This is a genomic window from Streptomyces sp. NPDC059679 (genome assembly GCF_042734105.1).
In the GTDB taxonomy this organism is placed as follows: Bacteria; Actinomycetota; Actinomycetes; order Streptomycetales; family Streptomycetaceae; genus Streptomyces.
The window spans coordinates 30,262-44,822 of the sequence record NZ_JBHWES010000018.1; the positions used below are offsets into that span (position 1 = coordinate 30,262).

Below are 14,561 nucleotides of genomic sequence, written 5' to 3' on the forward strand. Positions count from 1 at the left end.
GGGGTCTCCTTGGGTGAGGGGGCCGGAGTCTGTTACTGGGGCAGCCGGGACTGGTGGCGCGGCTCGGGGACGCCCTTCAGCGGGGCGGCCTCGGGCGAGGCGGTGGCGGCGTCGGCCGGGGCAGTGGCGGCGTCGGCCGGGGTGCCCGCGGTGGCCCGGGCGAGCGCCGGGGCGCCGCCGGTCAGGGGCAGCCGGGCCTGGGTCCGGGCCAGGTCGACCGTGACCGTGGGCTTGGTGTCCGCCGGTTCGATCAGGCCCGCGTCCGTACCGGCGACGATGAGGGCCAGTCGGTGGCCCGCGCGGACGATGTGGTCCGTGGCGGCGAGGTCGAGGGTGATGGTGTAGGGCTTGCCGGGGGTCAGCGGGCGGCCCTTCCCGTCGTCCCCCCAGTGGCCGAGGTCGGCCCAGCCGCGGCTGAGGACGGTGTAGCCGACGCTCGCCGTATCCGCCTCGGTCCGCTTGAAGCAGCCGCTGTCGCCCGCCGTGCCGCTGCCCCAACAGGTCCGGTCGGCGAGGGTGCGGATGCCTTCGGCGTCGCCTGTGTAGTTGCGGATGGTGTCCGGGCCGAGGTCCACCACGACCGCGGACAGATGCGCGGAGGAGGTGGAGGGGGTCGCGGTGACCGTGACCGTCCCGGAGCCCGCGAGCCGCAGGTCCTTCGTCAGCGGCGCGGTGGCGAATCCGGCCTTGGCGGCCGTCGGCTGGTCGATCCGGGCGGCCCAGTCGGCCTCGCTCAGCCTCGGGTCGTCGGTGAACGTCTCGGTGGCGCCGGGTTCGGCCGGTTCGGTGCCCAGGACGCCGACGCCTGGGGTCTGTCCGGAGCGCGGCCGCAGCGTGGTCGGGCGGGTGCCGACGGGTGGCCAGGAGCGGTCGGTGGCCCAGCGGTCGGGGGCGCGTTCGACATCGGCCATGGGCTCGCGCTCGATGCCGTTGTCGATGCCGAGCAGATAGTGGTCGAACCAGCGGTGCAAGGTGCTCACCCACTCCGCGCGGCGGAAGTCGAAGGGGTCGACGTGCCCGGTCTGCGAGAGCCAGATCTTCCGCTCCACGCCGGCGTCGGCGAGCCCGTTCCACCACTGACCGAGGTGTTTGGTACGGACGTTGAGGTCCTGCATCCCGTGGACGGCGAAGACGCTGGCGCGCACCTTGTCGGCGCCGGGGACGTAGTCGCGCCCGGTCCACAGATCGGTCCAGTCGCCGTTGCGCGGGGCGCCGTCGACGAGCTCCCGCTGTACGGCGGCGCAGCGCGCGTGCGCGTCGTCGCTCTCGACGCCGTCCGAGAGGCCGTCGGGGCCACTGTCGAAGAGCGGGGCGCCCTTGGCGAAGTAGTAGTCGTACCAGGAGGAGATGGCGCTGATCGGCACGATGGTCTTCAGGCCCTTGACGCCGGTGGCCGCGACGCCGTTGGCGACGGTCCCGTCGTAGCTCTTTCCGATCATGCCGGTGGCGCCGTTGGACCAGTCGGCCGTGACGGTCGCGGTGCCGGTGCGGGTGGTGTAGCCGGTGGCGCGGCCGTTCAGCCAGTCGACGACGGCCTTGGCGGACTGGATGTCGGAGCGGCCGCCGACGTCCACACAGCCGTCGGAGCGGTTGGTCCCGGCGAGGTCGACCAGGACGGTGGCGTAGCCGCGCGGCACGAAGTAGTTGTCGTAGAAGAGCGGGAAGAGGACCGGCTTGCCGGCCGCGTCATAGGTTTTCTTCTGGCTCTCATTGCCGCGCCCGCAGCAGGAGTAGTACGGACTCGCATCCATGATCACCGGGATCCGGCGGCCCTGCTGGGCGGGTTCGCCGGGGCGCACGATATCGACGGCGACCCGGTCGGTCCTGCCGTCCGAGTCGCCGTCAAGTCCGGTGTCCACCCATACGGATTCGCGGATCGCTTTGTCGTATGAGTAGATCGGTCTGCTTTCCCGCTCGGCGGCCTGGGCCGCCGGTGTGCCGAGGGGAGATATGAATGTCGCTGCGAGGGCCGCCAGGGCGGCGGCCGCTAGTGGTCGGAGCACGATCCGTGTCCTTGCGTGGCGGGGCTTCCGCATACAGAGCAGCACGGGCGGACCGTAGCGCGAGTCAACTCCCGTACAGAAGAGGGCACTCCGATCTCTGTGGGGCCGAGGTGGCCGCTGATGTCGACCGGATGTCGATCGTGTGTCGCCCGGGGTGATGGACAGGAGGGGTCCTCGGCGAGTACCTAGGGTCTGCAGTGATCGTTCTCCCCGACGAGTTGGAGGACCCGTGCGTCGACCAGTTGGAGGACCCGTGCGTCACAGACTCACCGTCCCGAGCGCGGCCGCCGCGTGCCTGCTGCTGGCGGTTCCGGCCTCGGCTGCCGAAGCCACCCCGGGCGCGCCCGGCATCGGGGACTCGTACTACCCCGACTACGGCAACGGCGGGTACGACGTCTCCCACTACGACCTGCGGCTGGCCTACCAGCCGGCCACCGACCGACTGGAGGGCACGGCGACGGTCGTGGCCACCGCCGCCCAGGACCTGTCCCGCTTCAACCTCGACTTCGCGCTCGAGGTGCGCGAGGTGCTGGTGGGCGGCAAGAAGGCGGCGTTCGCGACGAGCGGCGACCATGAACTGGAGATCACCCCGGCCGCCCCGCTCGACTCCGGCCGCCCCTTCACCGTCGTCGTGCGCTACCGCGGCACACCCTCCAAGGTGCAGGTCAAGGGGTATACGGCCTGGCTGCGCACCCCGGACGGCGGAGTCGCGGCGAACGAGCCGGAGGCGGCGTGGTGGTGGTTCCCGAGCAATGACCACCCGCTCGACAAGGCCACCTACGACGTATCGGTCGCGGTGCCCGACGGCACCCAGGCGATCAGCAACGGCACGCTCCAGTCGACCACTTCACGGCTGGGCTGGACGCGCTACAGCTGGCGCTCCAACCGGCCCCAGGCCACCTATCTCGCCACCCTCGCCGTCGGCAAGTTCGACATCACCACCGACACCACCGCGAACGGCCTGCCGGTCATCAACGCGTACAGCAAGGACCTGGGCGACAACGCGGGCGCGGCGCGCGCGAGCGTCGAGCGGACGGCCGAGGTCGCGGACTGGCTCAGCGGGGTCTTCGGCCCCTACCCCTTCAACGCGCTGGGCGGCTATGTGCCCAATGTGGGGACGAGCTACGCGCTGGAGACCCAGACCCGCCCGTTCTACAGCCCCCGGCAGTTCGCAAGCGGCTCGAACGTCTCGGTGGTGGTCCATGAGCTGGCCCACCAGTGGTACGGCGACAGCGTCTCGGTGAAGGACTGGCGCGACATCTGGGTCAACGAGGGCTTCGCGCGCTACGCGCAGTGGCTGTGGTCGGAGAAGGAGGGCGAGGGCACGGCGCAGGAGCTCGCGGACCATGTGTACGCGCAGCATCCGGCCGAGGACGCGTTCTGGACGGTCAAGCCGGGTGACCCGGGGCCGGACAACCAGTTCCACGCGGCGGTGTACGACCGCGGGGCGATCGCGCTGCAGGCGCTGCGCAACGAGGTCGGTGACGAGGACTTCTTCGCGATCCTCAAGGGGTGGCCCACGGAGCGGCGCTACGGGAACGGGTCGGTACGCGACTTCGAGACATACGCCGAGAAGGTCTCGGGCCGGCCGCTCGGGACCCTCTTCGACACCTGGCTGTTCACCGCGTCCAAGCCGAGCGCGCCGGCCGCGCGGGCGAACGGGATCGGGGCGGGTGGGGGCGCGGATGCGGCGACGGGCGCGGGGGCGGCGCGGCCGAAGTCGTGGCGGGCGATCCACGCGACGGACACCGTCCACGGAAGCCACTGACGTCCGCCGGGCGAGGCCCCTGCCGGGGCCTCGCCCCTTCGCTCAGCGCTGTGGCTACGGGGACACGGTGCCTCGGTACACGTAGTGGGCTCCCTCGGCGGGGCTGAGCTCCACCAGGGCCATGGGTTTGCCCTTCGGGTTCCCCCGCTCGTCGAAGGCGATCAGCCCGCTGAGGCCGGGCAGCTCGGACCGCTTCCCGATCTGCAGCAGCATGTTCCGCACGCCCGCCGCGTCCACCGCCTCCCTCCCCTGCGGGGCCTCCGCCAGGCGGGCGGCCTTGCCCAGGCAGAGCACCGCGTCGTGCCCCATCATGGCCTGGCCGTTCTGCAACTCCCGGTCGCCGCCGAATCCGGCGTCGTGGTACGCCTTCCGGAAGGCGGGGTAGGGGTTCTCGCCGCGGCGCGGATAGATCTTCGCCACGGCGTCAGGGTGGGCGTAGGCGGTATAGAGGACCTTGATGCGGCTGTGCTTCCAGCGGGTGAGCACGTCACCGGCGACCGCGAGCCCGTCTTTCGCCGTGGGGTCGAAGAAGACTCCTATCGCGCTGGAGCCGGAGAGCACCGTGAGATCGCACCGCCTGCCGGGCGCCGTCAGGGCCTGGAGGAAGTACTTCAACTCCCGTCCGCGACCGGCGAAGTAGACGGCCTTGATCGACCGTTCCGGGAGGCAGATGGTCTCGGCGATCGAGGCGAGGGCGGTTTCGGTCGAGGTGCTGCCGGAGACGAAGGAGTGCCCCTCACCGGTCACCAGCTTCACCTCCTCGGCGCGCCGCGCCCGGTTGAAGTCCTGGTCAAGGGTCTCGTTGTACGAGTCGTCATGCTTGATGTCCTTGACGACCTCGACCCGGAAGCGAGGGTCGTCGTCCTGCCGGCCCTTCAGGTATTTGGCGGCGATGGCGGTCTGGTCCCGGTTGGGCGAGGACACCCGGAAGAACACCGGCTTCTCGGTGGACAGCCCGTCGGCCGCGACCGTCGCGCCGACCATGGGGATCTCCGCCTTGCGCAGCGCGTCCACGGCGGACTTCGTGGTCTCCAGGCTCTGCCCGAAGCCCGCGACCCCCACCAGTTTCTCGTCCTTCGACATTCCGATCAGCTGGTCCACGAGCGGCCGCCACTGTTCGCCGCCCTGTCCGCTGTTGGCGAGCAGCAGCTTGAGCTGCGGGGTGCGGCCGTGGCCGCTTTCGGGGTCGTTGAGCTCGCGCTGCGCCAGATACGCGCCCTCGATGGCCTCCCGGACCACCTCGGGCCCGCGGTCGTTCGCGCGCGGACCGCCCTTTCTGCTCGTCATGGACTCGGTGTAGGCGATCGTGACCCAGGGGTCGCCCGACTCCTCCACCCTGCGGTTCTCGGCGCGGATCTTCTCGCTGACCTCCTTGAGCTCGGGGCTGAAGACGTACGAGCCGTCGCTCACCCCGACGCACTCCCCGCCGGGCCCCCGCTGCCAGGCCCCCTCGGCACAGCGCGCGGGCCCGGAGTCGCGGAGCCACCACACGCCCGCCAGCACGAGGCAGATGACGACGGCCAGGGCCACCACGGCCCGCAGACCCCGCCGGGACGGGGGTCTCGGTGGCACGTACATCCTGCCGCTCACCACGGTTTCCCTTCGTACTGCGCCGCCTTCGCCAGCAGCGTGCGGTCCCAGCTCACGCTCTCCGTGTGCGCCGCCAGCGTCCTGAAGCGGGCGGCGATCTCCCCGTACAGCTCGGCGTACAGATCACCGAGCGGATCGCGGTACGGGTCCCCGACCCGGTCGGTGGCCGGGGCCGGCCGGGGCTCGGGGCTGATCCAGCTCGCCGCCAGCAGCCGGGTGACGGTACGCAGCCGGCTCTCTATCTCGCCCTCGTTGAGGAAGTCGACCAGCGCCTCGTAGCGCTCCCAGGGCGGCCGGTGGGGGGCGTCGGGGCCGAGCGGGCGCAGCGGTGCCCGGCGCAGCCGGCACAGCTCGGCGCACCAGTCCTCGGCGGCGATCAGGCCGAAGCGCTCGTTCAGGTAGCCCGCCGCGGCGGGCAGATCGCCCAGGGCGAGCGCGTGGTAGGCGGCCAGACCGGGCTTCCCCGCCTCCTGGGCCTGGGCGCGCAGCGCGGCGTGGGTGGCGTCCCAGCCGTCCGGGCCGGACGCGCCCCGGGTGGGGTCCAGCGCGGCCAGTTTGCGCAGCAGCAACAGGCGCAGCACCGGGTGCAGGGTCTCGGCCCGCCCGTCGGCGGCCCGGTCGCCGGTGTCGATGTGCATCGTGCAGAGCACATCCGCGCAGAAGTCGTCGAACTCCTTCTGCACCGCCGCGTTGGCCTCGCCCCACAGCTGTCCGGCGGCGCCCGCGTGGGCCAGGTCGACCGACGCGGCCGCGCGGGTGAGCGCCCGGACCAGCTCTCTGCTCGCGTCGATGGGCAGCAGTCGGTCCAGAAGGCCGTCCACCAACTCCCCGAACGGATCGAGGACCCGCCGCAGCCGCTCGTCCCAGTCCGTGGTGGGGCCGGCGCCGAGCAGCGCCTCCAGCACCGCGGCGGTGGCGGCGGGCTGCCCCCGGGTCAGCTCGTACGCCGCCCAGCCGAGCCATTTGACGCCGCTGTCGACCCGCGGCGCCCGTACGTCGCGCCCGGCCGCCCGCAGCACCTCCTTCGCCTGCCGCTCGACTTCGAGCCGGCGCAGATCGCGCAGCTGGCCGACGCGCAGCCCCCTGACGACCTGGGCCGGCCGGAACTCCTCGCCGCTGTCCCAGCGCCCCGGGTACGCGCCGGGCTGCGGCGCGCCGCCCCACGCATGGTCCTCGAACACCCTCGGGTAGCTGCCCGCGGCGGCCACGACCACCAGCGGGTCCGGGTCGTCGGCCTCCCGGCGCGCCTCCAGCAGGTGTTCGAGGAAGTCGCTGCCGAGGGTGGAGTCGACGTTGTCGAGCAGCACCAGACAGCGCGAGGTGCGCCGCCGGTCGCCACCGCGGGTGCGGTAGGCCCGGCGCAGATCGTCCAGGAAGGCCGCGAAGAGCACCGCCTCGGCCCGCTTGCGCTCCTCGTCCTCGCCGGCGCCGTAGCGCTGGTTGAGTTCGAGGAGGAATGTGTCGTGGGACTGCTGCGGCGCGGTGCGGCGGATCCGGCGGAGTCGTCGGCGGGTGCGCAGCCGACCCCAGCCGCGCTGCCAGTCGGGCAGCAGCGGCAGGGCGGCGCCGACCAGCCCGGGCGCGCCGACGGCGCTGGACACGGCCTCCGCGAGCCGCCCCAGCACCTCCAGGCGGCGGCTCTCCGGGCCGGCCAGCGCGTCCGCCATGTCCCGTACGGCGGTGTCCCGGTCGATCCCGTCCACCTCGGCGGCCACGGCCATGACCAGCAGGCCGAACGAGGGGAAGTCCAGCTTGGGGAAGTCGGCCTTGCGCGCGTTGAGCCGGAAGACCAGACCGGTGAGCGCGTCGATCGGCTTGCCGCCCTTCTGGCCGAGGTCGGCCAGGTCGAGCCGGGCGACAGGCGCGCGCTCGGCCCATCGCTCCAGATGGCGCAGCAGGGTGGTCTTGCCGCTGCCGCGCGGGCCGAGCAGCAAGGTGGCGTCCAGTTGGGCGCCGGATGCGCGGGCCCGGCCGAGGCCGGGCCCGCGCCCGCCGTCACCCTCACGTCTCAGCCGTGCTTCGACATAGGCCTCCACGGCCCGGTCCCGCTCGGACTCCCCCGCCCACTCGCGGCGCATGGCACTCCCCCGTCCCCCCGGTGCCAAGTTCCCTCGTGCGTCTTCCTACACGCCGATGCGACGGGGACACAAGACGTTCACCCGTTCGACGCATCCTCCTTCCCGGTGAGCGGACGCAGCGTCAGGGTGTAGTCGTACGGTTGGTCGGCCCTGACCCGGTACTGCTCGCGGACCGGGTTGGGGGTGTCGCCGGCGCCGGTGACCGCGTGGTCGGCGTGCAGGGTGTACCAGCCCGCGTTGCGCTTGAGGAAGTGCGGATAGGCGGCGCGGTCGAGTTCGTCGTACGCGGTGGCGCCGGCCTCCAGGTCGCCCGAGACCAGCAGCCCGCGGCCGGCGGTGTCGGTGAGCGAGGCCCAGCGGACGTCGTCGTGGTTGCCGTGGTCCTGGGGCTTGAGATATTCGACGTACTGGTCCTGGACGGAGCTGGACCACACGCCCATGGGGGTGCCGTCCTTGCGGTCGTCGAAGTTCTCCACGGGGCCGCGGCCGTACCACCGGAAGGTGTCGTACCGTTCGGGTACCCGCAGTTTCAGGCCGATGCGCGGCAGATACGACAGCGTGCGGAACGCGCCGCGCGCCTCGACCCGGTGCCGTACGTCGATCCGGCCGGAGCCGTCGACCTGGTAGTCGACGGTCTGCTCGAAGGACGCCCCGGTCACATCGGGCGCGGCGGCGGTGGAGCGGACGGTGACGGTGACCGTGCCGTCGTCCGCGGGGGTCACGTCCACCCCGTCCACGGTGGTGCGCAGCCGGTCGAGCCCGAGGGCGCGCCACCGCTTGCCCTCGGCGGTGCCCCAGTCGGAGCGTTCGTTGCTGATCGGGGCGCGCCAGGCGTCAAGCTCGGGGCCGGAGCGCAGCAGCTCGCGTCCGCCGACGCGCATGGACGTGAGCGTGCCGTCCTTCTTCCCGAAGGTGTAGCGGAAGCCCTCGCCGGTCACCTCCACGCTCTCGGCGCTGTCGTCGGCCGAGGCAGGGCGGTCGGCGTTGGCGTCGGTTTCGGCATCGGCGGCCGCCACCGGTTCCGGCACCTTGTCGCCGCCCACCGCGAACTGGCCGAACGATACGACGTGTCCGGCCTTCGCCCAGTCGGTGTCCCGCGCGGTGACGGCCTGGACGGTGAGGTACCGCTCGTATCCGCCGGGGTTGGCGGGCAGGGCGGGCAGCTGGACATCGGCGCTGTCGCCGGGGCCGACGTCCAGCGCGCGGTCTCCGCTCGCGACGGTGTTCGCGCCCTGGGTGACCCGCCAGCGCAGTCTGAGGTCGCAGGTGCCGGTGAAGGCGCGCTCGTTGGTGACCTTCACCTGGCCGGAGCGCGGATCGGTGCCGGTGGGGGCGGTGATCCGGATGGGCGCCTGCACCCAGGCGAGCTGGGCCGTCTCCGGCTCGGGGGCGCGGTCGGCGGTGATCAGCCCGTCCACGCCGGACTCGTACAGGCCGTAGGAGAGATAGCTTCCCTTGCGGGTGAAGTCGTCGAAGTCCAGGGCGATCAGCGCCTCGCGCTCGGGGTCCTCGTCCGCGGCGAGCTGCCCGGGGGTGAGCGCCGTGCCGTAGACGCGGACCTGGTCGACGGTGCCCTGGGCGGTGCGTCCGGCGTAGCCGTCCTCCATGGTGTCGGTGTTGCGGCCGACGCCGAGGTCGAAGCCGGTGTAGTCGATGCGGCCGGTCCAGGGGGTGTCGGCGAGCGGCTTGCCGTCCACGTACAGGGTCAGCCGGCTGCCGTCGTACGTACCGGTGACGCGGTGCCAGGCGCCGGTCCAGCCGTCGGGGACGGGCGCGGTGACGGTACGTGGCTTGCCCTCGCTGGTGAGGGTGAACTCGAGGGTGTCCTGATCCTTCATCCGCAGGACGTACTGGTCCCCCTTGCTCACGATGGTGAAGTCACCGGTCCAGGTGTCGGCCGGTTTGACCTGGGCGTCGAGGGTGACGGATGCGCCGGTGAGGTCGAGCTTGGGGTCGCGGTAGACCTCGACGAAGTCGTCGAGGCCGGACAGGTACAGCGCCTTGCCGCTCTTGCCCGCGACGACCTGGGGCTTCCCGGACAGGCTGGCGGCGATGCGGTTGCCGGAGGAATCGGGGGTGGTGATCAGCGGGCGGCGGATGTTCTGCTCGGCCCAGTCCCAGATGAAGCCGCCCTGGACGTTCGGGTAGGCGCGTATGACCTCCCAGAACTCCCGGAAGTTGCCCAGGCTGTTGCCCATGGCGTGGGCGTACTCGCCCATCACGATGGGCTTGGTGAACGTCTTGGCCTTGGTCTCCAGGGAGGCCGGGGTCGGATAGCGGGGCCCGGCGATATCGGCGAAGGGCGCGTCGCCGTCGGGGCGGTTGGACTGGTGGTAAAGCGGCCGGGTGGGCTCATGCCGCCGGGTCCACTCGGCCATGGCGTAGTGGGCCTTGCCGAGCCCGGCCTCGTTGCCGGTGTCCCACATGATGATGCTGGGGTGGTTCTTGTCGCGCTCGACCATGCCCTGGTGGCGGTCGAGGAACGCCTTCTGCCACTCGGGCCGCTCGGCCAGGCAATTGTCGGGGCAGTTCTCGTGGCTGTGGGTCTCCACCTCCATCTCGTCGTCGATGAGGATGCCCTCGCGGTCGGCGAGCTCGTAGAGGTAGGGGTCCGATGGGTAGTGGGAGGTGCGGATCGCGTTGACGTTCAGCCGCTTCATCAGCCGGATGTCCTGCTCCATACGGGCGCGGGTGGCGTGCCGGCCGGTGGCCGGGTCGGTCTCGGCCCGGTTGACGCCGCGGATCAGGATGCGCTTGCCGTTCAGCCTGAGCTGCTTGTCCTTGACCTCGATCTCGCGGAATCCGACGTTCTGGCTGACGGTCTGCGCCGCCTTTCCGGCGGGGTCGCGCAGGGTCAGCTCCAGCCGGTAGAGGTTCGGCGCCTCGTCCGACCACTTGGCGGGGTCGGCTATGCGGGCGGTCAGCTCGGCCCTGCCGTCGGTCTCCTCGGCGGTCAGCCGCCGCACCTCGCGGCCCTTGGGGTCATAGAGCACTCCGGTGACCTGCCGCAGGCCGCTCTTGTCGTCGTCCGCGCGGGCGATTTCGACCTTGGTCTGCAGGGTCGCGTCCCGGTGGTCGTCGTCGAGGTCGGTGGTGATGTACGCGTCCTCCATGCGGGTCCTGGGCGTGGAGTACAGCGTCACGGAGCGGAAGATGCCCGCGTAGCGCCACTGGTCGTAGTCCTCGAGATACGAACCGGCGCTCCAGCGGTGCACCTGGACGGCGACGCGGTTGGTGCCCGGGTGCAGATAGTCGGTCACATCGAACTCGGCGGGCACATAGCCGCCCTGGTCATAGCCGACGTACCGGCCGTTGATCCACAGGAACCAGCCCGAGGTCACCCCGTCGAAGCGGATCACCTGCCGCCGGCCGTCCCAGCTCTTGGGCACCTGGATGTCGCGGAGGTACGCGCCGGTGGGGTTGATGTCGCGCGGAACCTTGGGCGGGGCGTCGGGAACCATCTCGCTCTGGACGTTCCGGAAGAGGGGGTGGTCGACGTCGTCGGTCTGCCAGGTGTGCGGGACCCGCACGCTCTTCCAGACGGAGTCGGCGTGCGTGGCCGATGGGCGGTAGCTCTGCTTCCAGAAGCCCTGGGGCACGTCCTCGGGCCGGTCGGCGATGGCGAACCGCCAGGTGCCGTCCAGGCTGCGCTGCCACTTCTTCCGGTCCGGACCGTCCGGCCGCAGCAGGGTGTGCGGGGGTTCCTGCCCCTCGCCGGTCATCTCCGGGTCTTCGAGGTACGTGTGCACATCGGCCGGGAACTTGCCCTCGTCCGGTCCGCTGCCCAGGGCCGTATCCGCCGTGGTCAGACTCAGCCCGGCGGCCGTGGCCATCGCCAGCACCGCGCCGAGCAGCCTGCCGAGGCCCCGTCTGGTGTGCCTGGTGTGTCTGTCGCTGTTGTGTTTGCTGTGCTCAGTACTCACTCCGACCCCACCTCACAGATTCGGAAGAAAACCAACACAGTTGAACAGCACCGCACGCTATTAAGTGACGTGTGAGGCGTCAACAGGGGCGTCGTACAGGGGGTGGACAGGGAGGGGCTTCACACCGATGGTGAGACAGCAATACTGGAGAACCCGACCGACGGACCGGGCCACCGGACCCGACCGACAGACCCGATCGTGCAGCAGGGCGGAGAGTGAGGCGCGGCGCATGGCGATCCCCGACACGGCCACCACCGACACCGAGGAACCGACGCTCACCGTCGACGAGTTGGCGGCCCGCGCCGGGGTGACGGTCCGTACGGTGCGCTTCTACGGCACCCGCGGGCTGCTGCCGCCGCCCGTACTCGGCCCGCGCCGCGTCGGCCACTACGGGCCCGAACACCTCTCCCGCCTCGCGCTGATCGAAGAACTCCAGCACCACGGCCTGACCCTGTCCGCCATCGAGCGCTATCTGCGGCAGCTGCCGCCCGACCTCAGCGCGGACGATCTGGCCATCCACCGCGCCCTGGTGGCCTCCTGGGCTCCCGACGCTTCGCAGGAGGCGTCCCGGGAGCAGCTGGCCCGGCGGGCCGGGCGCGCGCTGTCGGAGGAGGACATCGACCGGCTGGCCGCGCTGAATGTGCTCGAGCGCACCGATGACCCGGACGTCTTCCGGATCGACCCCGGTGTGCTGCACCTGGGCATGCGGCTGCTGGAGGTGCCAATCGCGCTCGAGACCATTCTGGCGGCCCATACGGTCGTCCTCGAACACACCCGGTCCGCGGCCCGTGAGCTGAGCCGGCTCTTCCGCGACGAGGTGTGGGGGCCGGACCACGAGGGCGGGTCCGGCCCGTCCGGCGCCGAGCGGGTGAAGGCCAAGAAGTCGCTGTCCGCCCATATGCAGCCGCTGGTGGTGCAGGCGCTGGTGATCGCCTTCCAGCGGTCGATGAAGAGCGAGCTGCGCGGTTGGTACGGGCAGGACGAGCCGCAGGCCCCGTCGGTCCCCGACGTCAGTCCATGAACGTCTCTCCCTTGGCGGCCTTGTCCAGCAGCAGCTGCGGGGGCGCGAAGCGGTCCCCGTACCGGTCCCGCAGCTCGCGGGCGCGCGCGACGAAGCCGGGCAGCCCGCCCTCGTAGCCGTTGATGTACTGCAGCACGCCGCCTGTCCAGCCGGGGAAGCCGATACCGAGGATCGAGCCGATGTTCGCGTCGGCGACCGAGGTCAGCACGCCTTCCTCCAGGAGCCGGACCGTGTCGAGCGCCTCGGAGAAGAGCATCCGCTCCTTCATGTCCTCGAACGGCACCGCGGCATCCGGCTTGGTGAAGTGCTCGCGCAGACCGGGCCACAGACCGGTCCGCTCACCGGTCGCCTCGTCGTATGCGTAGAACCCGGCGCCCCCGGCGCGGCCCGGACGCCCGAACTCCTCGACCATCCGGTCGATGACCGCGTCGGCGGGGTGCGGCCGCCAGGTGCCGCCCGCTTCCTCCACGGCCCGCCGCGTCTCCTCGCGGATCTTGCGCGGCAGGGTCAGGGTCAGCTCGTCCAGCAGCGCCAGCACCTTGGCGGGGTAGCCGGCCTGGGCGGCGGCCTGCTCGATGGACGCCGGGTCGACGCCCTCCGCCACCATCGCCACGCCCTCGTTCATGAAGTGGCTGATGACGCGCGAGGTGAAGAAGCCGCGCGAGTCATTGACCACGATCGGGGTCTTGCGGATCTGCCGCACCAGATCGAAGGCGCGGGCCAGGGCCTCCTCGCCGGTCCGCTCGCCCTTGATGATCTCCACCAGCGGCATCTTGTCGACGGGCGAGAAGAAGTGCAGCCCGATGAAGTCGCCGGGGCGCTGGACGCCCTCCGCAAGCATGGTGATGGGGAGGGTGGAGGTGTTGGAGCACAACAACGCGTCGGGGGCGACGATGCCCTCGATCTCCTGGAAGACCTTGTGCTTGAGCGCCGGGTCCTCGAAGACCGCCTCGATGACCGCGTCACAGTCGGCCAGATCGCCGGGGTCGGCAGTGGGGGTGATACGGGCGAGCAGCGCGTCCCGCTCGGCCTCGGTCGTACGGCCCTTGGCGAGGGCTTTGTCGAGCAGCCCCTCGGAATAGGCCTTGCCCTTGGCGGCGGCCTCCTGCGACACGTCCTTCAGGACGACGTCGATGCCCGCCTTGGCGCAGGAGTAGGCGATGCCCGCACCCATCATTCCGGCGCCCAGCACGCCCACCCTGCTCACCCGGCGCGGCGCGACACCGTCGGGCCGGCTGGCGCCGGAGTTGACCGCCTGAAGATCGAAGAAGAACGCCTGGATCATGTTCTTGGCGGTCTGGCCGGTGACCAGCTCCACGAAGTACCGGGCCTCGATGATCTGCGCGGTCTCGAAGTCGACCTGCGACCCCTCGACGGCGGCGGCCAGGATGTTACGGGGCGCCGGGTAGGGGGCGCCGTTGAGCTGCTTGCGCAGATTGGCGGGGTAGGCGGGCAGGTTGGCGGCGAACTTCGGATGCGCGGGGGTACCGCCGGGGATCTTGTAGCCCTTGACGTCCCAGGGCTGCTGCGATTCGGGGTTTGCGTCGATGAAGGCGCGGGCCTTGGCCAGCATCTCTTCCGGGGAGTCCACGACCTCGTGCACCAGGCCCGCCTTGAGCGCCCGCCGCGGGGCGTACTGCCGGCCCTCGAGCAGGACCGTCAGCAGCGCGTCGGCGACGCCGAGCAGCCGGACCGTGCGGGCGACGCCGCCACCGGCCGGGAGGAGGCCCAAGGTGACCTCGGGGCAGCCGATCTTGGAGCCGGGGGCGTCGAGGGCGATGCGGTGGTGGCAGGCGAGGGCGATCTCGAAGCCTCCGCCGAGCGCGGCACCGTTCATCGCGGCGACGACCGGCTTGCCAAGGGTCTCGATGCGGCGCAGTCCGCGCTTGACCTCCATGCTCGTGTCGTACGCCCGCTGGGCGTCGTCCGGCCCGAGCTTGATCATGTCCTTGAGGTCGCCGCCCGCGAAGAAGGTCTTCTTGGTGGAGGTGACGACGATGCCGCGGATCGAGTCCCGCTCGGCCTCCAGACGGTCGGCGACCGCGGTGAGGGAGGAGACGAAGGCGGCGTTCATGGTGTTGGCCGACTGGTGGGGGTCGTCCAGGACGAGGGTCACGATGCCGTCGTCACTGCGCTCCCAGCGGATGGCGGACGCGGCGGTGGGGCTGCTCATGGTTC

General features: G+C 71.3%; 7 protein-coding genes. 2 read left to right on the forward strand and 5 right to left on the reverse strand.

Annotated features, from left to right (window positions below; translation table 11 throughout):
* Window positions 1-32 precede the first annotated feature (32 nt).
* Window positions 33-2,036, reverse strand: coding sequence for a Xaa-Pro dipeptidyl-peptidase (locus tag ACFV2X_RS20610; RefSeq protein ID WP_385618271.1), 2,004 nt, complete (start codon window positions 2,034-2,036; stop codon window positions 33-35).
* 220 nt (window positions 2,037-2,256) lie between these two features.
* On the opposite strand from ACFV2X_RS20610, the gene ACFV2X_RS20615 reads away from it, so the two are divergent.
* The gene (locus ACFV2X_RS20615; RefSeq protein WP_385618273.1) at window positions 2,257-3,771 is read left to right on the forward strand and encodes a M1 family metallopeptidase; all 1,515 of its coding nucleotides are present in this window, start codon (window positions 2,257-2,259) and stop codon (window positions 3,769-3,771) included.
* Window positions 3,772-3,825: 54 nt separating this feature from the next.
* Here ACFV2X_RS20615 and ACFV2X_RS20620 read toward each other — a convergent pair whose 3' ends face one another.
* From ACFV2X_RS20620 to ACFV2X_RS20630, 3 genes are all read right to left on the reverse strand, one after another.
* On the reverse strand, window positions 3,826-5,343 hold the full coding sequence (locus ACFV2X_RS20620; RefSeq protein WP_385618276.1) for an ABC transporter substrate-binding protein: 1,518 nt from the start codon (window positions 5,341-5,343) through the stop codon (window positions 3,826-3,828).
* 14 nt (window positions 5,344-5,357) lie between these two features.
* Window positions 5,358-7,439, reverse strand: a complete 2,082-nt coding sequence (locus tag ACFV2X_RS20625) for an ATP-binding protein (protein WP_385618278.1) — start codon at window positions 7,437-7,439, stop codon at window positions 5,358-5,360.
* A 77-nt stretch (window positions 7,440-7,516) separates the two neighbouring features.
* Complete coding sequence (locus ACFV2X_RS20630) at window positions 7,517-11,272, reverse strand: glycoside hydrolase family 2 TIM barrel-domain containing protein (RefSeq protein ID WP_385618530.1); 3,756 nt, start codon at window positions 11,270-11,272, stop codon at window positions 7,517-7,519.
* Between the two features lie 319 nt (window positions 11,273-11,591).
* On the opposite strand from ACFV2X_RS20630, the gene ACFV2X_RS20635 reads away from it, so the two are divergent.
* A complete protein-coding gene (locus ACFV2X_RS20635; RefSeq protein ID WP_385618280.1) occupies window positions 11,592-12,383 on the forward strand; it encodes a MerR family transcriptional regulator in 792 nt (263 codons plus the stop codon).
* Here ACFV2X_RS20635 and ACFV2X_RS20640 read toward each other — a convergent pair.
* On the reverse strand, window positions 12,373-14,556 hold the full coding sequence (locus tag ACFV2X_RS20640; protein ID WP_385618282.1) for a 3-hydroxyacyl-CoA dehydrogenase NAD-binding domain-containing protein: 2,184 nt from the start codon (window positions 14,554-14,556) through the stop codon (window positions 12,373-12,375). The two genes, ACFV2X_RS20635 and ACFV2X_RS20640, sit on opposite strands and share 11 nt — an antisense overlap.
* Window positions 14,557-14,561: the final 5 nt, after the last annotated feature.